The sequence below is a fragment of the Shewanella sp. CG12_big_fil_rev_8_21_14_0_65_47_15 genome (genome assembly GCF_002783505.1).
Classification (GTDB): domain Bacteria; phylum Pseudomonadota; class Gammaproteobacteria; order Enterobacterales; family Shewanellaceae; genus Shewanella.
The window spans coordinates 13,962-36,872 of sequence record NZ_PFGL01000015.1 but is presented as its reverse complement, the minus strand read 5'-3'; the positions used below and the strand labels follow the sequence as shown (position 1 = coordinate 36,872).

23 protein-coding genes and 1 other RNA gene are annotated in these 22,911 nt (G+C 46.4%); 8 read left to right on the top strand and 16 right to left on the bottom strand.

From position 1 onward, the window contains the following. The first annotated feature begins 634 nt into the window (after window positions 1–634). Entirely contained in the window at window positions 635–2,044 is a 1,410-nt protein-coding gene (gene glnA / locus COW15_RS04085) for a glutamate--ammonia ligase (protein ID WP_293630238.1), read from the top strand. Window positions 2,045–2,329: 285 nt separating this feature from the next. On the opposite strand, the gene COW15_RS04080 is transcribed toward glnA, so the two are convergent. From COW15_RS04080 to rsmI, 3 genes are all read right to left on the bottom strand, one after another. After that, window positions 2,330–3,292, bottom strand: a complete 963-nt coding sequence (locus COW15_RS04080) for a DUF4382 domain-containing protein (RefSeq protein WP_293630237.1) — start codon at window positions 3,290–3,292, stop codon at window positions 2,330–2,332. 450 nt (window positions 3,293–3,742) lie between these two features. Further along, window positions 3,743–4,096: RNase P RNA component class A (gene rnpB / locus COW15_RS04075), an RNA gene on the bottom strand. Window positions 4,097–4,171: 75 nt separating this feature from the next. Then, window positions 4,172–5,014, bottom strand: coding sequence for a 16S rRNA (cytidine(1402)-2'-O)-methyltransferase (gene rsmI / locus COW15_RS04070; RefSeq protein WP_253989879.1), 843 nt, complete (start codon window positions 5,012–5,014; stop codon window positions 4,172–4,174). An 88-nt stretch (window positions 5,015–5,102) separates the two neighbouring features. Between rsmI and COW15_RS04065 the strand changes: the two genes are divergently transcribed. From COW15_RS04065 to dolP, 4 genes are all read left to right on the top strand, one after another. Next, entirely contained in the window at window positions 5,103–6,983 is a 1,881-nt protein-coding gene (locus tag COW15_RS04065) for a penicillin-binding protein activator (protein WP_293630236.1), read from the top strand. Beyond that, window positions 6,980–7,306, top strand: a complete 327-nt coding sequence (locus COW15_RS04060) for a YraN family protein (protein WP_293630235.1) — start codon at window positions 6,980–6,982, stop codon at window positions 7,304–7,306. Before COW15_RS04065 ends, COW15_RS04060 begins: the two co-directional genes overlap by 4 nt. A gap of 94 nt (window positions 7,307–7,400) precedes the next feature. Then, window positions 7,401–7,994 (top strand): phosphoheptose isomerase, encoded by a 594-nt coding sequence (locus COW15_RS04055; protein ID WP_007651521.1) that lies wholly within the window; start codon window positions 7,401–7,403, stop codon window positions 7,992–7,994. Continuing rightward, on the top strand, window positions 7,991–8,557 hold the full coding sequence (gene dolP, locus COW15_RS04050) for a division/outer membrane stress-associated lipid-binding lipoprotein (protein ID WP_253989876.1): 567 nt from the start codon (window positions 7,991–7,993) through the stop codon (window positions 8,555–8,557). Before COW15_RS04055 ends, dolP begins: the two co-directional genes overlap by 4 nt. 20 nt (window positions 8,558–8,577) lie before the next feature. Here the strand turns inward: dolP and COW15_RS04045 are convergent, their stop codons facing one another. Continuing rightward, window positions 8,578–9,492, bottom strand: a complete 915-nt coding sequence (locus tag COW15_RS04045; protein WP_293630234.1) for a DMT family transporter — start codon at window positions 9,490–9,492, stop codon at window positions 8,578–8,580. Between the two features lie 120 nt (window positions 9,493–9,612). On the opposite strand from COW15_RS04045, the gene COW15_RS04040 reads away from it, so the two are divergent. Further along, window positions 9,613–10,485: a LysR substrate-binding domain-containing protein gene (locus tag COW15_RS04040; protein ID WP_293630232.1), complete on the top strand. Its 873-nt coding sequence runs from the start codon at window positions 9,613–9,615 to the stop codon at window positions 10,483–10,485. A 56-nt stretch (window positions 10,486–10,541) separates the two neighbouring features. Here COW15_RS04040 and trpS read toward each other — a convergent pair whose 3' ends face one another. From trpS to rpe, 3 genes are read right to left on the bottom strand one after another with little or no spacing between them, the layout of a single operon-like run. Continuing rightward, on the bottom strand, window positions 10,542–11,540 hold the full coding sequence (gene trpS / locus COW15_RS04035) for a tryptophan--tRNA ligase (protein WP_293630231.1): 999 nt from the start codon (window positions 11,538–11,540) through the stop codon (window positions 10,542–10,544). Window positions 11,541–11,584: 44 nt separating this feature from the next. After that, a complete protein-coding gene (locus COW15_RS04030; protein ID WP_293630230.1) occupies window positions 11,585–12,265 on the bottom strand; it encodes a phosphoglycolate phosphatase in 681 nt (226 codons plus the stop codon). A 3-nt stretch (window positions 12,266–12,268) separates the two neighbouring features. Further along, entirely contained in the window at window positions 12,269–12,943 is a 675-nt protein-coding gene (gene rpe / locus COW15_RS04025) for a ribulose-phosphate 3-epimerase (RefSeq protein ID WP_293630229.1), read from the bottom strand. Between the two features lie 281 nt (window positions 12,944–13,224). On the opposite strand from rpe, the gene COW15_RS04020 reads away from it, so the two are divergent. Next, window positions 13,225–13,590, top strand: a complete 366-nt coding sequence (locus COW15_RS04020; RefSeq protein ID WP_293630228.1) for a hypothetical protein — start codon at window positions 13,225–13,227, stop codon at window positions 13,588–13,590. After that, window positions 13,590–13,775, top strand: a complete 186-nt coding sequence (locus tag COW15_RS04015; RefSeq protein ID WP_293630227.1) for a DUF2970 domain-containing protein — start codon at window positions 13,590–13,592, stop codon at window positions 13,773–13,775. Before COW15_RS04020 ends, COW15_RS04015 begins: the two co-directional genes overlap by 1 nt. Window positions 13,776–13,805: 30 nt before the next feature. Here COW15_RS04015 and COW15_RS04010 read toward each other — a convergent pair whose 3' ends face one another. From COW15_RS04010 to COW15_RS03970, 9 genes are all read right to left on the bottom strand, one after another. Further along, entirely contained in the window at window positions 13,806–14,645 is an 840-nt protein-coding gene (locus tag COW15_RS04010; RefSeq protein WP_293630226.1) for a Dam family site-specific DNA-(adenine-N6)-methyltransferase, read from the bottom strand. Window positions 14,646–14,693: 48 nt separating this feature from the next. After that, entirely contained in the window at window positions 14,694–16,130 is a 1,437-nt protein-coding gene (locus COW15_RS04005) for an AAA family ATPase (RefSeq protein ID WP_293630225.1), read from the bottom strand. An 18-nt stretch (window positions 16,131–16,148) separates the two neighbouring features. Further along, window positions 16,149–17,225, bottom strand: coding sequence for a 3-dehydroquinate synthase (gene aroB, locus COW15_RS04000; protein WP_293630224.1), 1,077 nt, complete (start codon window positions 17,223–17,225; stop codon window positions 16,149–16,151). Between the two features lie 8 nt (window positions 17,226–17,233). Next, entirely contained in the window at window positions 17,234–17,749 is a 516-nt protein-coding gene (gene aroK, locus COW15_RS03995; RefSeq protein ID WP_293630223.1) for a shikimate kinase AroK, read from the bottom strand. Between the two features lie 215 nt (window positions 17,750–17,964). Beyond that, window positions 17,965–20,016 carry a type IV pilus secretin PilQ family protein gene (locus tag COW15_RS03990; protein ID WP_293630221.1) on the bottom strand — a complete coding sequence of 684 codons (2,052 nt, stop codon included), beginning with the start codon at window positions 20,014–20,016 and terminating at the stop codon, window positions 17,965–17,967. Between the two features lie 21 nt (window positions 20,017–20,037). After that, window positions 20,038–20,553 (bottom strand): pilus assembly protein PilP, encoded by a 516-nt coding sequence (locus tag COW15_RS03985; RefSeq protein ID WP_198781950.1) that lies wholly within the window; start codon window positions 20,551–20,553, stop codon window positions 20,038–20,040. Beyond that, window positions 20,553–21,179 (bottom strand): type 4a pilus biogenesis protein PilO, encoded by a 627-nt coding sequence (locus COW15_RS03980; RefSeq protein ID WP_293630216.1) that lies wholly within the window; start codon window positions 21,177–21,179, stop codon window positions 20,553–20,555. The genes COW15_RS03985 and COW15_RS03980 overlap by 1 nt, the downstream gene beginning before the upstream one ends. After that, the gene (locus tag COW15_RS03975; RefSeq protein WP_007651555.1) at window positions 21,176–21,760 is read right to left on the bottom strand and encodes a PilN domain-containing protein; all 585 of its coding nucleotides are present in this window, start codon (window positions 21,758–21,760) and stop codon (window positions 21,176–21,178) included. Before COW15_RS03975 ends, COW15_RS03980 begins: the two co-directional genes overlap by 4 nt. Beyond that, window positions 21,748–22,827, bottom strand: a complete 1,080-nt coding sequence (locus COW15_RS03970; RefSeq protein WP_293630211.1) for a pilus assembly protein PilM — start codon at window positions 22,825–22,827, stop codon at window positions 21,748–21,750. The genes COW15_RS03975 and COW15_RS03970 overlap by 13 nt, the downstream gene beginning before the upstream one ends. Window positions 22,828–22,911 lie beyond the last annotated feature (84 nt).

The following is a 22,911-nucleotide window of genomic DNA, read 5'->3' as shown; positions in this document are numbered from 1 at the left end:
GTTGCATTGACTTAAAAGGGAATGACCATCTCTGCGTCAATGCGCCTTGGATTAAGATGCCTGTGAGGCTCTGAACTGATTAGATATTTAATGTGATTGGTATAAGCCCCCCGGCTATTTTAGTTATCGAACTAAAACAACAATGGGATAGGATTGTGCCGTCAGGATCCGTGACCATAGCACCTTAAATTCGCACTGTTTTATGACAGTATTAGCGCCAGAAACTTTTTCCTAAAAGATAAAAATTAACCACTCAAGGGCATTCCTTATAATATGCTAGATTCATTGTGCTTTATCTAGGCTGGCGGCGCTAATGGGTACAATTTGATGCCATATCAGGTGGTCGCAGTTACAGCAGGGCTACCCAATAAAAAATCGGCACCTATAGGATTTTACCCTAGGTTGCAGTGCGCACCAAAATGGATTGCTGCACCAAAATGTAACAAACAAATGCACCATATAGGTGCACGCATAACATCAGTTTAGTGCATTAAAGTTTATATTCATTAATTATCAGCATCTTAAATTGTTGGCATAAATATCGCTTTATAGCTCGTAAGTTTGGCTCAGGAAAATACACTTGGGCTAAAAGATTATAAGAGGGGCATCCCTTTACCCTACCGGAGACTTGAGAATGTCAGTTGAATCAGTTTTAAAGCAACTTGAAGAATTAGAAGTTAAGTTTGTTGATTTACGTTTTACCGACACTAAAGGTAAAGAGCAGCACGTATCTATTCCTGCTCATCAGGTAGATGCTGATTTCTTCGAAGACGGCAAAATGTTTGACGGCTCTTCAATCGCTGGCTGGAAAGGCATTAACGAATCAGACATGGTGCTGATGCCAGATCCAACCACTTTTGTATTAGACCCATTCACCGAAGAAACCACTGCACTGATCCGCTGTGACATTCTCGAGCCAGGCACTATGACGGGTTACGACCGTGACCCACGTTCTATCGCTAAAAAAGCGGAAGAATACCTACGCTCTACCGGTATTGCTGACACAGTATTGATTGGCCCAGAACCCGAATTCTTCCTGTTTGACGATGTCCGTTTCGGTACTGACATGTCAGGTTGTTTCGTTAAGATCGACGCTAAAGAAGCGGCTTGGAACTCTGCCACTAGCTACGAAGGCGGCAACACAGGTCACCGTCCATTCGTTAAAGGCGGTTACTTCCCCGTTGCGCCAGTTGACTCATCACAGGACCTACGTAGCGCTATGTGTTTAGTGCTCGAAGACATGGGCCAAGTGGTTGAAGCGCATCACCATGAAGTGGCGACTGCGGGTCAAAACGAAATTGCAACTCGCTTCAATACTCTGACTAAGAAAGCGGACGAAATCCAAATTCTGAAGTATGTAGTGCACAACATGGCACATGCCTACGGCAAAACAGCGACTTTCATGCCTAAACCCATCGTTGGCGACAACGGTAGCGGCATGCACGTGCACCAATCTTTAGCCAAAGACGGTGTTAACCTGTTCGCTGGCGACAAATACGCGGGTTTAAGTGAAACGGCTCTGTACTACATAGGTGGTATCATCAAGCACGCCCGCGCGCTGAACGCTTTCACTAACCCAAGCACTAACTCTTACAAGCGTTTAGTGCCACATTTTGAAGCACCCGTTATGTTGGCCTACTCTGCCCGTAACCGCTCTGCATCAATCCGTATTCCAGTGGTACCAAGCCCTAAAGGCCGCCGTATCGAAGCACGTTTCCCTGATCCACATGCAAACCCATATTTAGGTTTCGCAGCGTTGCTGATGGCTGGTCTTGATGGTATTCAAAACAAGATCCACCCAGGCGAAGCGATGGACAAAGACTTGTACGATCTGCCAGCGGAAGAAGCGGCTGAAATCCCACAGGTGGCCACTTCATTAGAAAACGCCCTTGAAAACCTGCAAGCTGACCATGAGTTCCTGACTAAAGGCGGCGTGTTCAGTGAAGATTTCATCCAATCTTATATCGCACTGAAAACCGCTGAAGCTGAACGTGTTGCACGTACAACTCATCCATTAGAGTTTGAAATGTACTACAGCCTGTAATCTTTACTCGCAAATGATCAAGCCCCGAATTATCGGGGCTTTTTTATGCATTGCGCATATTGATTGTCATTATTTTCCCAGTGACTCACGGCATTTTAGCCTCATTTGCAGTGCCACTATAAACGCACCGACGACATCTACTTTATCAATGCTGCACTCACAAGAAGACGAATGAACAGCTATGTTAGTCAAAAAAGCCTAAGTAACAAGAGCGCAAGATGTAGTAATTTACTATCCCAATAAGGCGACTTAACTCGGTCCTGAATCTAAAATAGGTTTTTAGTGCTAACCGCGACCACCATGTCCATTACCACATCTATGGGTCGTTGCTTGCCCCCCTTCTGCTATGGCCACTGAACCTGCATCCTTAAATAGGCTAAATTGACTCTGATGAATATCGTCTTGAGCGGGATCATCCAAATGGCCTAGACAGGTATAACCGACACGATAGTTCCCCACGGGTAGATACCCTATAGCAAAGGACCAGTCGCCATTCCTATCTTGGTGGATCGGCGATACGGCAACCGGTGAAAATTTTCCATCGGTTTTATCGGATCTGATATCTGCCATCTGCTCAATACCGGTGACATTGTCTTGGTAAAGATAAGCCATATGATAAAACTGACCGCCAAAAGGAGCCTTAGCTGCATTAGCTATTTCGCAGTCGGCGATCCATTGTGGGTCCATTTCGCCATTCAAGTGACCCATATATCGATCATCGACCGAGTAGATCCCATTATGATTAAGCTGGTATTGGTGATCGCTAAAGTGCATTGATCGATAAAGATCTATCTCCATTGTAAAGGATAGATTATCGTGCTCATTGAGCACAAAATCACGTAGCGGAAGGTGGCCATCTTCTACCATTAATGGCAATCGTCCATGGCCATTTTCAATCGCACAACCATCGGCCTCATCACCATTGACTAACGTAAAGTGCACACTATGGTAATGACCTGCGGGTAGCTGCAAATCGCTAATCACCTTATGACTTGCCATACCCGGATAATCGAGCAGATTAAATCTCTGATGGCCCATATCATAGGTGTAAACATGGTTATGCTCATCGGTCATGACAAGTTGGTCGAGTACCAGCTCGACCTTACTGACTTCGCTCATCGGAGAGTCTGATATTGCAATATTAACAGTACCGACTTTAGCGTCTGCGATGGGGTCGTTTGAACTATCTGAGCCACCACAAGCGCTAAGGAGTATTGTGGGTATTAGTAGTAGACTTATATGGCGCATCTTATTCACCCTGCATCTATATTAACCGGGATTTAACCAAGTTTTAACCCAATGTAGAGCGCATCTTACTGCCGATTACAGTCATTTTACTGGGGTGATATCACAAAATTTAATCAATTCCTCCAATTTGCTAATTTTTATCACCCACTGCCTTGCTGTGTTTCACAAATTAAGCATGGTCTAATTAATTTCCTATAAAACTGAATATCTTATAGAACGTTCAAAAGGTTATCACAGTGAGTTTATTATCATTTCTTGGGGATTTTTTAGGTAGGCTCTGTCGAATGATGGGTTGAAGGCCTGTTGCTTCTCACACAAGCTTTGGAACGCGATACCGCAAGTAATAGATCCCATTCCGCTGAAAGGTATAGGGAAGTGTTTGTAGCTCAGTTTGTAGTACATCGGTAAAATAAAAGGCCTCGCATCGCTGCGAGGCCTTCTATATCGAAAGGTTTGAGTTGGCCGATAAGCCGGGTCCTGTCTTGGACAGTCATTCATCTAGGCCTGCAATCGCTCACAGGCTCAAGCGACCTACCCGGTTCCAACGCGAGCCACGCCATACGGAACCCTATTTGGTCTTGCTTCGGGTGGAGTTTACCTTGCTACGGACTATTGCTAGCCGCACGGTGCGCTCTTACCGCACCCTTTCACCCTTACCACCTTAGCCGAGGCTAGGATGGCGGTCTCCTCTCTGTTGCACTTGTCGTCGGTTCACACCGCCCAGGCGTTACCTGGCACCCCGCTCTTTGAAGCCCGGACTTTCCTCCCCGTTCTTGCGAACGCGGCGACTGTCTGGCCAACTCGGCGCGGATTATAGCCTAAGCATTCTACGCGCACCACTGTTAATCCTGCCGGTGTGCGCCTATCTGTAAGATCCGCTTATAAATCAGACTCTAAACCGTATTTATACAGGGCGTTCTTTTTAAGACCGTGAATCTGCGCGGCAATGGCTGCGGCTTTTTTAAGGGGCAATTCTTCGCAAAGAAGTTTTAGGGTGTTAATGGCAACCGTGGGAATGGCTTCATCATCATTGAGATGATAACCGTGCACCATCAGTACTATTTCACCCTTTTGCTGATTGGGATCGGTACTCACGGTGGCCAGCACTTCTGAAACGGGACCCGATAGAAAAGTTTCAAAGGTTTTAGTGACTTCCCGCGCCATCACCACATGGCGATCGCCGCCGAGCACCTCGACCATAGTCGTTAGACTGTGCTCGATACGGTGTGGTGATTCATAAAAAATCAGCGTGCGCGGATCTTCTTTTAGTTCTAATAACTTGTCGGCGCGGGCTTTTTCCTTTGAGGGTAAGAATCCTTCGAAGGAAAAACGATCGGACGGCAAACCCGAGGCACTCAACGCCGTAATCGCGGCGCAGGGACCCGGTAATGGAATCACATTAAAACCCGATTGACGTACATGGGACACGAGATGATAACCGGGGTCGGAGATCAACGGCGTGCCCGCATCGGAAATCAGGGCAATCGATTGTCCCGCCGCAAGCTGATCCACAATCCACTGGGCACGAGCGCGTTCGTTATGGTCGTGAAGCGCAATAGTTTTAGTGGTGATACCAAAATGGCTCAGTAACTTGCCGCTGTGGCGCGTGTCTTCACAGGCGATCAACGAAACCTGATTTAGCACCTCTATGGCCCGTGAACTCATGTCGCCCAAATTACCTATGGGAGTGGGAACTATGTAGAGTGCGACGCTTTGGTCCATATATACCTCTGTAATGACAGTGCCAAGACTTTCGTCAAGCGCGAGAGAAGGTTAAACTAGAGGCAGCATCTTACCAGAGTGAAGCCCAGTGTTAAAAAGCCTGAATACAACTAAGTTTATTTCCGTGGCCATTTTATCGGCAGTTTTGGCGGGTTGTGGCACTCAAGCGCCCACTACCTCGACGGGTACAGCCCCCACAGCGGCCTCCTCGTTAGCTTCTGCACCTTTGGCGCCCAATGTGTATTTAGCACAGGCAAGCAACAGCAAAGATCCACAGCAGCGCGATACTAACCTACTGTTGGCGGCGCATGCCTATATCAATGCCAACGATTATGCCGCCGCGCAAAAGCTGCTTAAGTCGATATTGCCCAGTTTAACCCAGAGCCCAATCCTATTGGCCGAGCATAAATACCTCACGGCCCGGGGGCTGGAGCACACATCGACTTACCTCGATGCCCTTAATACACTTAACTATCCAAGCTCTTGGGTGTTACCCGGCTGGCAAATGGCCGCCTATCATCAATTTAAAGCCCATTTATATCAGTTAAATAAACAGCCGATTGAGCAAGTACGCGAGCTAAGTTTATTGACCAGCTATTTACCCCCCGCCGAGGCCAATGAGGTTAACAACCAAATTTGGCAAGTATTACAACCTATGCATGAGCAAACCCTGCAGACTTTTACTCAGGATGCTAAAAGCCCCATCTTTGCCGGTTGGTTACAACTTGCCTATATTGCGAAGCATTATGCGGTGGATCCCAATCAGCTTGTCCGTTACTTAGGCGAATGGCAGAAACAAAACCCTTACCATCCTGCCGCAGCCAAACTACCCGCCGATTTAGATCGAGCGTTAAACGCTAAGCCATTTACACCCAAGAATATTGCAGTGCTCTTGCCATTGACTGGATCGAGAGCCACCGCCGCCAATGCGATTCGCCAGGGTATTTTGGCCAGTTACTTAGCGAAGCCTAATGAGCAAGTTTCAGTGAATTTTTACGACACGGCCAACGATGCCACGGCAGCCTATCAGCAAGCGGTCACCGCGGGCGCGGAATTTATCATCGGTCCCTTGCTGGCGAATGAAATCGATCAGCTATTGGCACTGAACACCACGGCAAGTACCGTGGCAACAGCGGCGACAGGGGCTGCAAACACCGCACCGACTGCGCCAATTCCGCAACTATTTTTAAATCAGACCGACAAGTTCGTCCCTGATATCAATAAGTTTTACTTTGCACTCTCCCCCGCACAGGAAGCGGCCGATGCCGCCACTCGCATGTACCAAGATGGCGTAACCATGCCGCTACTGCTTGCCAGCAACGATGCCATAGGTAAACGTATGGCCGAGAGTTTTATTCAGGCGTGGAAGAAAAAGAGTGACACCGCCATCGAAGTCTATTACTACGATGGCGGCGATAAGATGAAAACCACGGTACAAGATGCCCTAGGGGTACGGGACAGTCAGGCTCGCATAGCGCGCATCAAGGAGCTACTCGGCAACTCAGTACAGGCCGATTTTCGCTCGCGCCAAGATATCGATGCTATTTATATGATCTCGACGCCGCAGGAGTTAACCCTGCTAAAAGCCTTTATCGATGTCAACTTTAGCGTCTTTACTCAGCCAGTGCCTTTGTACACCTCTAGCCGTAGCCGTATCGATAACGAATCGAGCCAAACTTCGCAGGATTTAAATAACTTAACCATGAGCGATGCCCCTTGGTTAATGCAAAATGGCGAAGAAAACCTGATGGTCAAAACCCTATGGTCAGGCTGGAATAACGGTCAAAAGCGCTTGTTTATCATGGGTTATGATTCAATGGACTTGATCAGCAAACTCGCCCAAATGCGCTCATTCCCCGGCTTCCAGTTTAACGGTCGTAGCGGTGTCTTATCGGTTAATCCCGATGGGGTCCTCAACCGTCAATTAAGCTGGGGACGTTATCAGAGAGGCAGTTTTCGTCAACTATGACACCCGGACAGCAGGCAGAAACACTCGCCCAACGTTACCTTGAACAACAAGGGTTAACCTTTGTCGAGCGCAATGTCCGCTATCCCTTCGGTGAAATTGATTTAGTGATGCGCCATCAGAAGTATTGGGTATTTGTTGAAGTGAAATACCGCTCGGCAAACCAATTCGGTGGTGCATTGCAGGCATTGAGCAAGGCCCAAATCGGCCGAATTCGTAAGGCTGCTAGCCATTATTTGCAAATTCAACGACTCGACGTCCCCTGCCGTTTTGATGTTGTCGCCATGGATGAGGGGCAAATCCAATGGCTGGTCGATGCCTTTTGAACGTCACAGATGAATTATTTTTTAACGCTTATGCCTCAACTCCCCGGTGGAAATATGGCATGATAGCAACACTTTATCCTGAAAGGATGTATCCATGTTAGAACGCATTAAAGACAGCTTTACTGAATCTATCCAGACTAAAATCGATGCAGCCGAAGCACTGCCAGAATCCATCGCCAAAGCGGCCGAAATGATGGTGCACTGTCTTTTGGGCGGCAATAAAATCCTCGCCTGTGGCAACGGCGGCAGTGCCGGCGATGCGCAGCACTTCTCGGCCGAGCTATTAAACCGCTACGAGATTGAGCGTCCACCCTTACCAGCCATTGCCCTGTCAACCGACACATCGACCATCACGGCCATTGCAAATGACTATAGCTATAATGAGATTTTCTCAAAGCAAATCTTAGCCCTAGGCCAACCTGGTGATATCCTGTTAGCCATTTCCACCAGCGGTAACTCTGGTAACGTGATCAAAGCCATGGAAGCGGCCCTCAGCCGCGATATGACCATAGTCGCCCTCACGGGTAAAGATGGCGGCGCGATGGCGGGTTTATTGAGTGTTGGCGATGTAGAAATCCGTGTGCCTTCCAATGTTACGGCCCGAATTCAAGAAGTGCATCTGCTAGTGATCCATTGCCTGTGTGACAATATCGACCGCACGCTTTTCCCACAGGATGAGCAACAATGAGGCACGCTGCCCCGTTATTAATGGTTTGCTTGCTGCTGCAGGGCTGCGCTGGTGCCGTTATGGTGGGCGCTGTGAGCGGCGCCATGATGGCCAATGATGAGCGTACCGTAAAAACGCAACTCGATGACACCAACACGGATTTTAAGATCACTAGCGCACTGCTGGAGCAAGAAGATCTTAAAAAACTAACCAATATCACGGGTGTATCGGTGAATGGCAATGTGCTTATGATAGGCCAAGCCCCGAACTCTATGCTCAGGGATAAGGCGATAAAAGTCGTGCAGGATCTTAAGCTTGGCGGCAAGATCCACAATCAAATCCGTATTGGTAATCCCACCTCCTTTACTACCCGCAGCAATGACACTTGGGTCACGACTAAGGTAAAGGGGCGCATGCTCAACGAGAAACAGTTGGATGTTACCCGCATCAAAGTGATCACTGAAAATGGGGAGGTCTTCCTGCTTGGGCTTATCCACCGCTCACAGGCGGATTTAGCCGTCGATATCGCCCGTAATACTGCGGGCGTACGTAAAGTGGTTAAAGTCTTCGAATACGTCGAATAATCTCGGTTAAGCCTAAGCGTTTAGCGCTTGGGCTCACCCCCCTCAATAGCTAAGGGCTCGGCTCGTAAACCTTCGATAACCTTAGGCTGCTGGGCCATTAGCCTACCTATCCAAGGTAAAAATAACGACGGTAACACTATTAGCGCGGCGCCGAACCAACTCAAGCTATCCAGCCATTCATCAAACAGTAACCAACCCAAAAATACGATAAATAACAATCCTGTATATTCTGCAATCGCAATATCACTCGCCTGTGCCTTACGGTAGGCCAGTACGCAAAACCAGTGGTAAATTAATAAAAAGGCGTTGCTGAGCAAGGCGATAGCTAGTAATTCCCAACTCATCCCCTGCAAACCTTGGAAGGCAGCGATCAGTAAGGTTGCCGGAATGCCGAGCAAGTTATAGAGCATGAGGGTAAGCACCGGATGCTCAGTATTGGGCACCTTTTTTAAGGTAAGTTGGTTCACAGCAAAGGTAAAAGCCGAAAACAGCACCGCCAGACCAAACCAATTCATCTCGCTTGGGCGCAGAATAATCAAGATCCCAACGAAGCCCAATAAGGCACAGATGACCTGCCCCGTGGTAATGCGCTCCTTAAGAAACCCATAGCCCATTAGCATAATCATCAGGGGCGCCGAGTAAAACAACGAACTCACAGTGGCGAGCGGCAACGCCATTAAACCGATAATTAAAAAAAGCGCGCCAACTGAGCCTATGTTGGCACGCCAAAGGTGAACTGAAATATGGGTAGTCATTGGCCTCTGTGCATATAGCCACACAGGCAACAACATAAATACTGAGCTGATTTGCCTTACCAGCAGGAAAGTGGCGGCATTGGCATCGTCCGGTAACCACTTGATCGATACATCGTAGAACGCGCTAAATAGATTACCCACTATCAATAAAATCAAACTGATAACTATAGAGCGCTGCATTTTATAACATCCATAAATTTCAATGGCTGCATGATAGAGCCCACAAAAGGTAAGCTGAAATGATGCTTTCTCATGCTGAATGAATTAAATTCATACTAAATTTTTTATATATTGAAAAACATGAGAAAACTTCCTCCATTACGCGCACTACAGGTCTTTGAGGCCGCCGCGAGGCAGCAGCATTTTTCTAAGGCAGCGGATGAACTGTGCATCACCCAAAGCGCTGTATCCCACCAAGTGCGGGTACTGGAAGAATATTTTGCTGAACAACTCTTTGATCGCCAGGGCCGTAAGTTGCAGCTCACCCCAAAGGGCCAGAGTTTATTTATTGAGTTAGAGCGGATTTTCAATGATTTAGGCGATCTCAATCTTAAGCTGCGTGACACGCCCAACCAGCAACTCTGTTTAGCCGTATATAGCTCATTTGCGGTCAAGTGGTTGATACCGCGCCTAGCGGATTTTCGCCGCCAATATCCAAGTGTGAAGATCCGCCTCGAAATGATCACCCAAGATCCCGACTTAAGCACTAGCTCTGCGGATATCTTTATCGCCAGCAAGCTGGATCTGCGGGGATATTGGCAACAATTATTGCATAAGGAACGCTTAATCCCCGTCTGCAGTCCCACTCTTTACCCTAAATGGCGTGATATCAGCCTAGCTAATTTTCAGCAACAGGCTTTATTGGTTGTGGATGAAGGCCCACTCGGGCTCGACTGGCGCAAGTGGTCATCGGCCCATGCTATTCCGCTCAATAATGAGCAGCAACATATATTTAGCCACATAGTGATGGCGATTGAAGCCGCGATCGCGGGCCAAGGTGTCGCACTCGCCCCCGATTTTATGGTGGCGGGAGATATTGAAACCGGACGACTGGTTGCTGTGAATCTACCCGATGTGCATACGGGATTTGAATTTACCTTCTTCTGTAAACAGCGCCGCCTATCTGAGCCTGCGATTGCCGCCTTCTCCTCTTGGCTAAAATCCCAGGCTTAACGTACAGGCACAAAAAAGCCGACGCGACGTCGGCTTAGTTTATCGATATCGATTGATTAGACTAATAAACCAATCTTCTCATAGACGTTTTTCAGCGTCACTGCAGCGCGAGCCTGTGCACTCTCGGCGCCCGCTTTCATCACTTGATCTAAGTAAGCACGATCGGCACGAATTGTGCGGTAACGCTCTTGCAGTGGCTCTAACATGCCCACAACAGCTTCACCAGCGGCGACCTTCAAATGGCCGTACATCTTGCCTTCAAACTCGGCTTCTAGGCTGGCAATACTTTGCCCCGTCACACCCGACATGAGACTTAACAGGTTGGACACGCCCGGCTTATTGTCCATATCGAAACGCACGACTGGCGGCTCATCGCTGTCAGTCATGGCTTTTTTCAGTTTTTTCAGCACGGATTTGGGATCTTCGAGTAGGCCGATAACGTTGTTACGATTTTCGTCTGACTTAGACATCTTCTTCAACGGCTCCTGCAATGACATCACTTTAGCGCCATGCTCAGGAATAAATGGCTCAGGAATGGTGAAAGTATCACCGTAGGCATTGTTGAAGCGAGTAGCGATATCGCGCGTTAATTCAAGATGTTGCTTCTGATCTTGGCCAACGGGGATCTCGTTCGCTTGATACAGCAGAATATCCGCCGCCATCAGCACAGGGTAACCAAACAGACCCACGTTGATGTTGTTAGCGTGCTTTTGTGACTTATCCTTAAACTGCGTCATGCGGCTCAATTCACCCATTTGGGTGTAGCAGTTTAATGCCCAACCTAATTGGGTGTGCTGCGGTACCTGTGACTGGATAAACACTGTGCTCTTTTTAGGATCGACGCCACAGGCCAAATACAGGGCTAAAGTATCTAAACAGGCTTCTCGCAGCGCCTTAGGATCTTGGCGCACGGTAATAGCATGCAAGTCGACCACACAATACAGGCAGTCGTGGCTATCTTGCATCGCAACCCATTGACGCAATGCACCCATGTAGTTACCTATGGTTAATTCGCCGGACGGCTGTGCACCGCTGAGTACTATGGGTTTGGTCATTACGTCATTGCTCCACTATCTATAAATAAAAAGAATCGATTAAATTAACGCTTTGTTGGGTTTATCCAGTTCAAAATATCGTTAAATTGCTCACAGACGGCATCTGGGCCTGCGAGCCCAATATCTTCACCGTAGTTATAGCCATAGGTCAAGCCGATTGATGCAACACCTGCCGCTTTCGCCGCTAAAATGTCATTTTTAGAGTCACCTACCATCAATAACTCCGCTTTATCTAACTGCCACTCCCTAAGCAGATGCTGCAGCGGTAAAGGATCGGGCTTCATCTTCGATAGCGAATCACCACCTAATACCAAACTGAAAAAGTCGTTTATCTTGAAGGCTTCGAGCAAGGGTAACGTAAAGCGATAGGGTTTATTGGTGACAACGGCCAGCTTAAAGCCTGCATCAAACAAGGTTTGCAGCACTTGATGGACATCGGCATAGAGCGCACTGTGTTTCTCAAGATTCTCTTGATAATGATGCATAAAAACCGGCATAGCAGCATCGAGTGCAGCCTGCTCGACGTCGGCACCGAGTGCATTGGTCATAGCGCGGCGCATCAACATCTCGGCACCGTTACCCACCCAAGTGCGCACTTGCTCTGCTGAGCAAGTCGTCAAACCTAATTCGGCTAAGGCTTCCTGAGTGGCAACCGCAAGATCTGGCACACTATCGATAAGGGTGCCATCGAGATCAAATGCTATGGCTTTAATCTGATCCCACATATCCTAAGCCCCAACTTTAGCCAGTTCAGTACGCATTTCATCAACTACGGCTTTGTAATCTGGCTTGCCAAATATGGCAGAACCCGCCACAAACATATCCGCACCCGCCGCAGCGATTTCAGCGATATTGTCGACCTTAACGCCGCCATCGACTTCTAAACGAATGTCGAAACCACTGGCATCAATACGTGCACGTACTTGGCGCAGCTTATCTAGCGTCGAAGGAATAAAAGATTGGCCACCAAAGCCAGGATTCACCGACATCAAGAGGATGACATCGAGTTTATCCATCACATGGTCAAGATAATGCAGCGGAGTCGCAGGGTTAAACACTAAGCCTGCCTTACAGCCTGATTCTTTGATCAGCTGCAGTGTGCGATCGACATGCTCTGAGGCTTCAGGGTGGAAGGTAATAATAGAAGCACCGGCCTTAGCAAAATCAGGCACGATACGGTCGACCGGTTTCACCATAAGATGCACATCGATATCGGCGGTGATGCCATAATCACGTAGGGCTTTACACACCATAGGGCCAATCGTCAGGTTAGGCACATAATGATTATCCATCACATCAAAATGCACTACGTCAGCGCCCGCATCTAATACGGCTTTAACATCATCCCCTAAACGGGCAAAATCGGCGGATAAAATTGATGGAGCAATTAAGAATGGACGCATAACACACTCGCTGCAAATGGATAAAAAGTGCCTTATTTTACCCTTAGCGGCGTTAAGCCTCTATAGTCTAAGCCACATTTATGACGATTCGCCTCACGCTAAATGCCCGTAAAACATTACATATGGCGCCTTCTTGTATGAATATGCCACTACTAGGCCATGGTTGAGGCTAAATTATGTGAAGATTTTAATGCGGATTGATAAATTATTGTTCATAAACTAAGCGGATTTGTTATACTCGAGTCGCTAATGTGCACCTAGAAGATTTCAAGGGAAGTATCATGAAAGGGCAGTTAACTCGGTTTTCTCACATTTTAGGCTCGGTGACCTTTAAGTCATCCATGATGTTGGCGTTTACTGCAATGGTAGTCGCCACCTTAGCGTTTGGTGTTGAAAAACTGGCCGTAAGTACTGATAACACTGCCTGCGCATGCAGTAGCGAAACCCGCTACAACAATACGTTACCTAGCAGCCACCCAAATAATCGCTGTGCTAATCAAGCCCAAGCGTTAAGCTGGAAAACTTGGCTCACGGGCAAGAATCGTTCGAGCCAGTTCCATTTCGTCGATCTACTCGAGCTGTTACACGGTCATCAAGATAAACCTATTGATGATATGAAACCCACCAACTCACAACTTTCCTATTAATGTTTAGGCGCATCTGGCAGGTATTCTATAGCACCTTAGCCGCTTTTTTCGGGGTGCAATCCAATGAAAATCGCCAAAAGGATTTCCAAACTCATTCGCCTCTGCCCTATATCATTATGGGGATTATGCTAGCGATAACCTTAGTCGTTAGTTTGATATTGCTTGTTAGTCAGATACTTAACTAGAGTTCTTCATAAAAAATTAACCCACTGAACTCACTCATCCTGCAGATCATAGTTTTCATCGTACAAGGCCATTAGCTCATCCACTTTATTGCGGCTATTGCCATTTTGGCTGATATTACGTTGCACTTGGATCTTCGCAAGGTGGGCACCACGGTAGAGTTCCCGTGTTAGGGGGATATCATGATTACTGATCAACACAGGGATGCCGCGCTCCAGTGCTGTATGGCGGGAATGGCGGGCGAGTAACGCCTGATCATCTAAACTAAAACCTGCTCCTACATAGGTCGTAAAGCTGGCGGTTGTCGATAATGGCGCATAGGGCGGATCACAATAAATAACATCGCCTGTACGAGTCTGTTCAAATGCTTGCTCGTAACTAATGCATTTAAATTCTGCACTTTGTGCTTTTTCTGAAAAGGCCCAAATCTCCTTCTCAGGAAAGTAAGGTTTTTTGTATGAACCGAAGGGCACATTGAAACCGCCCTTGCGGTTATAGCGACATAAGCCGTTAAAACCATGGCGGTTTAAATACAGGAAATACACTGCACGCTGGAAAGGATCACGACATTTGTTGAAGTCACTACGTACTCGGTAGTAGGCTTCCTTTTGGTTCATTTCATCGACAAATAGCTTTTTAGCAGCGTCAATGTACTCGGCGGGCCTTTCCTTCACTATTTTGTATAGTTCAATCAGATCTTCATTGATATCGCAGAGCAAATAGCTGGGATAGTCGGTATTTAAGAATACTGAACCCGCGCCCACAAACGGCTCAACCAAACGATCGCCCGCGGGTAAGTAGTTTGCCAACTCATCCACCAATTTAAATTTTCCACCAGCCCATTTAAGGAAGGCTCTATGTTTTTTTATCATTTAACTTGATGAATGCCGACAAAAATAAAGGTCATGATTGTACTCTGTTTATTCCGAGATTTCACGATTTGGGTATGTTTCTTGTAACTGATATCCCCCCAATTCGGCCCATTTTCTTACCCAAAGTGAGTCAAGGTGATACTGTTTGGTCAACTTAGCCGCAGCCTCATGGGCTAATTTGCTATCACTATAGTTGCCCGCCAGTACAACCCAAAGGTGCTTATACTTTGCGACCCGCACATCTTCTGCCCCTTCAAGCATTTTAAGGGTCTGATACAGTGAATCTAATTGCGAAATCGTTGCGACCTGTATGGTGTAACCCTTAGTGGGTTTCTGGGATGGTATAACCTCAGCCGATGCAATACCGGTTTTTGGGAGTGTATCGGCAGTATCTAACGGATTTGTGGCCTTAGTTTGTTCGAGTTTGATTTCTGCTTGCTTGAACGAATCTAGGGTTGTAGCGGGCTCGACATTCTCGGTTTTACTGCTCGCCTCATCTACTGGAGGCTCAGTCGCCGCATCTGCATCAGCCTGAGGTTCCTCACCATGAAAATCCGCCAAGGGATCCTTTTCGATTGCATCGTCCCTTTGTTGAGAAAGTTTAAATGACTCTAAGCGCTGATCAAAATAAGGTGCCAGTCGCTGCTGACCTAGAGCTAAAAAAGCGGGCGAGTCAATTGCTGGGTAAGTCACTAGACTAGGCTGAGGCTCAGGAATAAATGGTCGGGTAACAGCAAACCAAATCACCAAAGCCACCAGCACGCTCACAATGCTGATGAATGCCACTTTATATCGCGTCCACAGCGATTTTTTCTCTGGCTGGCCGTGGAGCGCTAACTCGAGCAAATTAATCACCTCTTGCGGTGTGCCCGTCTGTTTTTCGAGTTGAGCGCGTACTATATCCCTAGGAGTAAAAGGGTTTTGCTCACTACACCTTAGCAAAGTCTGATATAACGCCTCACGCTCGGGAAGACTCAGCGATTCAATACTCACGGGTAACACTTGTCGCCTTAATGACTCGGGCAACTGTGACAATAATTCCGCTAAAAATACCGGTGGTACCGCCAATGTCACGGCAATATTCTTACCCGCACATTGGATCTGATTGAGAATGATGCACTCGGCCCACAACTCTTTAGAAAGCAGATGAGCATCGTCGATAATAATATGCAGGGGCTTGGTTTGCGTGGATGCCACCCGCAATAAGGTTTCTGCGAGGGGAATTTCGTCGTCAAAAATGGGGGAAGAGATCAATTGCACTAAAATTTTGCGACGAATTTCAGCATTATCGGCATGCATAGGGCAGATCACTAATGCCGCATTTGACTCATCAAAATCGGTCGCTAATGCGGTTAAGAGTGTGGTTTTACCTGAGCCTTGGCCACCAGAAAGCACCAGCAGCTGATCGCTATAACTGGCACTATGATGCAATCTTTGTATGAGGGCTTCCTGTGAAGGAAGCAAGACCAAACCCTGAAACGTCACTCACCCACCACACAATTTTTATGCGCAGCGGATAACCTGTTCGAGGGTAGATTCAGGGACTTGACTAAATACGTCCGCTTGACCAATTGCAGTCGGGAGCACCAGTCGAATCTGACCACCTAACACTTTTTTATCGCGTCGCATATGTTGAATGAAACTGTCGAAACCCATAGATTCCGGCGCACTCACGGGAAGATCGAAGGCTTGTAGCAATTGCGTAATACGACAAACAATTGACTCATCAATCAGTCCCAATGACCTAGCCGTTTGAGCAGCAAGGACCGTGCCAGCCGCAACTGCTTCGCCATGTAACCAATTGCCATAGCCCATTTCGGCTTCAATTGCATGCCCAAAGGTATGGCCTAGATTCAATAATGCACGAACTCCCTGCTCAGTTTCATCTTGGCTCACCACATCAGCCTTGATCTCACAGCAACGGGAAATTGCATATACCAGAGCCTCGGTATCTAAGCGCTTTAGGGCTTGTACATTATTTTCAAGCCATTGAAAAAAATCACTATCCCACATGATGCCATACTTAATCACTTCAGCCATACCTGCGGCAAACTCACGTGCGGGTAAGGTCTGTAAACAGAGAGTATCGATCAATACGAATTGCGGCTGATAGAAGGCCCCAATCATATTTTTGCCTAGGGGATGATTAACCGCTGTTTTACCGCCGACGGAAGAGTCCACCTGCGACAATAGGGTTGTAGGGATTTGAATAAAATCGACCCCACGCTGATAACATGCGGCAGCAAATCCCGTCATATCACCAATCACACCGCCACCCAAAGCCACCAGCACTGAATCTCGACCATAGTTTCGCTGCAATAATGCGGTAAAAATAACGTCTAAATGTGCTAAGTCTTTGAATTGTTCGCCATCGGGGAGGATTACGCTCTCTACCTCACCAAACGAAGCCATCGTTTCTTGTATCTGCTTGAGATACAAAGGCGCGACAGTTTCATTGGTGACGATAAGAATACGTTTTTTAAGCAGGTAGCGAGACAAGGTCCCGCCATCACTCATCAAACTCTGGCCAATATAAATGGGATAACTACGTATACCTAAATCAACCTGAATTTGTTTCATCATTCTGCCTAGAAACCTAATTTCTCAATGATCTGATTTGCAACGATCTTTGCACTTTGATCATCGGTTTTAACGATCACATCGGCAATCTCTTCGTACAACGGGTTACGGATCTCTGCAAGATTCTCCAACACTTCTCGTGGGTCATCCACTTGCAATAATGGGCGTCGCTTGTCCCTCTGAGTACGAGCGACCTGTTTGTCGATAGTGGTTTCCAAATACACCACAATGCCACGCGCAGATAGATGATTACGGATATCTTTGCTCTGTACTGAACCACCACCGGTGGCAAGGACGATACCTTGTTTTTCAGACAGATCAGCAATAACCTGAGCTTCACGACGACGGAAGCCTTCTTCACCTTCGACGTCAAACACCCAAGCAATATCAGCACCTGTGCGTTGTTCAATCTCTTGATCTGAATCGTGGAATTCTAAATGCAGCATTTGCGCCAGATGGCGACCAATTGTGCTTTTACCTGCGCCCATAGGGCCTACCAGAAAAATATTACGTTTTTCAGCCATTTCTTGTACGTCTGAATCTTATTGAAAAGTATGCCTATATCGACTCATGATCAAGCCGACCTATATGTTACCTTGCTCTTATGAGACTTGACCGTGGATTATCTCAGTTTAAGGTCTACTATGGCAAGTCATGTGCGCTATTTATCTCAGAATTGTATTTCAGACACCATAAAGCCAGCAAAGGCTGCTGGCTTTATTCAATGTACAACAAATGATTAGAGCTTCTCATCCACAATTTTGGGCGTTACGAAAATGAGCAGCTCCTGACGTTCATTTTTATCTGTCGTGTTTCTAAACAAGAATCCGACCAGCGGAATGTCACCCAAAACAGGGACTTTACTGACACGGCTAATTAAGTTCTGTTGATAAATTCCCCCCAGAACGATAGTTTCCCCGTTATCGACTAGCACTTGAGTACCGATACGCTGAGTATCGATCGCCACCGCTGGCCCCGTTGGAGTATCTACGGTTTTGCCCTGTGAATCCTGGGTGATTTCAAGATCGAGGATCACTCGATTATCGGGAGTAATTTGTGGTGTTACTCTTAAGGAAAGCACGGCTTTTTTAAAGGTGACCGACGTCGCACCACTTGAAGTGGACTGTACATAAGGGATCTCGACCCCCTGCTCAATATAGGCCGCTTTTTGGTTAGAAGTCGTAATGCGGGGGCTGGCAATAATTTCCCCTTTATTTTCTTGCTCTAAGGCGCTCAGTTCTAGATCTAGAATAGTGCCATCGGCAAGCTTAGCAACGTGAAAAGCAATGCTCGTCGGATTAGTCACCGCCGCGGGCAAGTTAACATTTAAACGATTATCTATGGAGGGCACTGTACCATTGGCAATACTTTCGGCACCTTCAAGTGAACCTGAAGTCCCTTTGCTTCCCTGTTGGTCGGTAACGCCCCAGCGAATACCTAAGTCCTCCGAAACGTCATCTTTTACCGTCACCATTCTGGATTCGATCAACACTTGACGAATAGGGATATCGAGTACTTCGACTAAACGATGAATATTCTCTATGGTCTCGGCGGTATCTTTAACTAACACAGTATTTGTACGCTCATCGACCGCAACGGATCCCCGCGGAGACAACAAACTCGAATCCGCGCTCTTTAAGAGTTCTGCTATATCGATAGCTTTGGCATAATTGATCTGCAAATATTCAGAGTAAAGTGGCTCAAGCTCCTTAACCTCCTGTTGATTCTTAAGATTTTGGCTCTCACGGATAGCCAGCTCTTCACTCGGAGCCACCATCAAGATATTACCTTCGATGCGTTTATCTAATCCTTTAGTCTGTAGAATCAGATCCAACGCTTGATCCCATGGCACATCATCTAATCTTAGGGTGATATCACCTTCAACCGTATCACTGGTCACAAGGTTGAAATTGTTATAATCGGCAATAATCTGCAATACAGTCCGAACTGAGATACTTTGGAAGTTAAGTGATAGGGTTTTACCGTTATATTTTTTCACTTCTTTTGTTGTCGCAACCCGCTCAACTTTGTTGATTGAGAGCCTAAACAACTTATCTTCCTGTTTATAGTTGAACTCATAGTTACCAGCAACATCAACCAAGATCCGTGTCGTTAACTCTTCCTTAAAAGTTTCGAAACTCTTTACTGGAGTTGAAAAGTCTTGCACATCCATCACATACAGTAAGTCACTCTTAATGTCTGTGTTATAGAGTTGTACCTCTAACTTAGCGCCAATTTGTTCAACGTTGGCAGCCACTGAGCGGTTGTTTAGATAAACTAATAACTCTCCGCCACCATTGGCATTACGACGAAAATCGATATTGCTCACACTATTGACGAAGGGATTGTCCGTATTCGCTTGTGTCCCTGCGACATTATCATTAATGGTTAAACGATAGGAATTCCCGATCACAGCACCCTGATAAGGTTTTACCTTAGATAAACCTAAGGCCACTTTAAGGCTTGTATCTTGCTGCGTAGTCGTTATCTCGTTCACGCCCACTTGATTAATAGGTAGGCGATCTTTAGACAAGCCAGAAATGCTATCACCAAAGGTTAATACCAGTTCTGCAGGTGCGGCATTGGAATCGATGACTGGCGGTGTCACCGCCCCTTCAAAGACCAGCTCAACCTCTAATTGGTGATCGACCAAGGCATGGTATTTGACATCTAATAATCGATTTGCCGCAAAACTCGATGGCAAAACTCCAAATACCAATGCGATCCCAATAACAGACTTGACCAAGCCTGAAGATATTAACGGGATTTTTATCGCGGCAGAAGATTTCATTATTCCCTCATCCTTCGCTCGTTATTCTCCAGAAAGTACTATGCTGTTTGATCGCTCGGACCAACAACCAGAACCATCTGGAATTAATTCTATTACTTCAACACTCTGTGAAGTCACTTTAACTATGCGGCCATTAAATAAACCTAAATACTCGCCCACTCCCATCCGATATACGCTACCATCATTGGTCTCTACGAGTGCCCAAGTCATATCGGCGTCTTTCAAAGTGCCACGCATTTTCAGGTTATCTAACGCATAGGTTTCTAATCGTCCCTTACGACGTTTCAAATCCGGTTGTAAGCAGTTTTTACTGGTATCAATCACTTCTTCCGTTAATTCTCGAGAAGGTGGAACAAAGGGACTACGCATTAATTCTGCCTGATAGGCAAAATGTTCAAACTTGGGTGGCTCTTTCAAGGGTGGAATATGGGCCACATGTTGCGCTTTAGTTGTAGTAACAAATAGCTCTAAATCACTACGATCGCCAACACAACCCATTAAAAAAAGACTAAAAGCCAATAAAGGTAAGAGTTTCATTATTTCTTCCCCTTTTGATTGGCAGGTTTTTCAGGGGGTAACTCAGCACCTTCTTTAAAGCGATACGTCTTAGCTAATATATCCATTGCTAAGTTGCCGGCTTCATCTCGCTTAATCGTAAAATCGTGCAAACTAACAATCCGCGGCAACTTTGCGACACCACTCACCATATTACCGAGTTGATGATAGTCCCCCGTCACTGACATTTTAATTGGAAATTCAATGTAAAAATCCCGTTGAATTTCGGGCTCCCAATTCAAGCTTTTGATACGCAAGCCAGCATCGGTAGCGACAAACGTTAAATCATCGAGTAATCCTGGCATTTCATTCTCAGAGGGCAGCATTTTTAGCAACTCCGCAAACTGCTCTTCCATGATGGCCAATTGTTCACGGTAGAGTTTTAAATTGGCTGCGAGTTGATACTTATTCTTAAAGTCGTCCCTCAACTGCACTTCTTTATTTTGCTCTGCGTTATAAACATCTATTGCATCGGACACGACCAGAAAATAACCCGCAGCAAACACACAGAGCGCCAACAAAATTGCGAAAAAGGTTTTAACCTGATTAGGCCAACCGCCAATATTTTCGAAGTCGATATCATTAAACTGACTTAGATCGAGTTTCATTTACTCGCTCCTTTTGCCGTTTTCACTGGCTCATCAGCCATAGCACCTTTAATGCTGACTCTCAGGCTAAAGCGCTGCAATTGCCTTAACTCATCTTCTTGAGTCACAATAGATTGCATATTGGGATCGGTTAACCACTCGGAGGCCTTTACCTTACGCATCATATTTGCGACGTTATTGTTAGACTCACTGCGGCCTTCAATCAGCAATAAACTCCCTTTCTTCTCAAGGTTTGAAAGATATATTCCAGGTGGGACAATACGCACTAACTCATCCAGCACATGGGTTGGTAAATTACGTGATTGTTGGAGGTTGAGAATGATTTCCGTACGACGCTCAATGTCTTTCTTGCGTTCGGTGATCTTTTTAATCTCGGCAATTTGCGTTTCGAGCAACTGTATTTCCGATTGCAGATAGGCATTACGCCCCCTTTGCTCATCGGTCATCATTTCCAGTAAAGAAAGCGCCACATACACTAAAATGGCAGAGCCTAAAAATACAGCAGCCAATATACCAATGTAATCACGTTTCTGTTTTTCTCTTGCCTCTTCACGCCAGGGAAGCAGGTTTATGTTCGCCATTGACCGTAGCTCCTCAGCGCTAAGCCACAAGCAACCATATATTTGCTGATGTTAGGTTGCAGTATATTTTTAACCGATTCGTCTGCGTGCAAACATCCTTGAAAAGGATCCGCAATAATAGTGTGAACGCCTAATTCATTGGCCAATAAATTAGCCATGCCTTCCAGTTTAGATGTTCCGCCACATAATACGAGGTAATCGACTTTATCTTTTCCACTCGAAGTACAGTAAATTTGCAAGGTACGTTTAATCTGCTGCAGCAGTTGAGCTTGGAAGGGGGATAACACTTCAAACATGTAATTACGCGGCAAATCACCTTCAATCTTAGCTTTTTCAGCTTGCTCGTAGGACATGCCATAAAAAGATAAAATCGACTGAGTAAATAACTCACCACCAAAGGCCTGTTCACGGATAAAGGTGGTTTCACCGGACTCAACCACGCAGAAAGTGGTCATATTGGCACCAATATCGACCATAGCAACGGCTTTCTGCCGAGCACCTTCAGGTAGTTGACCAAGTACTAATTCGACCGCGCGCCCAAGAGCATAACCTTCAACATCAACAACTTTCGTTTCGAGTTCGACCTCATCTAAGGCATCGACCCTCACATCAATATTATCGGTACGGCAAGCACTGAGCAACACATCGACCTTGGAAGGATCTGTGCTGTTGACATTCAAGGTTTCAAAATCAATGCTGACTTCATCGAGCGAGTAGGGAATAAGATTATCGGCCTCAATCTCAATCTGAGCCTCCATTTCTTCTTCGCTCAGCGAAGCATCCATGTAGATCACTTTGGTCATGACCGCCGACCCCGATACCGCGACCGCAGCATATTTTACCGATTTAGGTAAAGTTCGCTTTATTTGCCTCAAACACTCGACAACGGCATCGGCATCACGAATATCATGATCGTTAATAGCCCCCTTTTTTACGGGAACCGCTGCATGACTCAATATTTTGTATCCATCAGCAGTCTTACTCAGCAAAATGGCCTTAACTTCGTGGGAACCCATATCGATTCCAACCATCTGCGGAGCCTGACGCTTCCATAAATTTGAAAGCATAATCCGTTGTCACTTTATTATTGGTATTTCAGTAAAAGAGATTAGCACAAAATCAACTCGTTATACGTATTTGTATAGAATGTT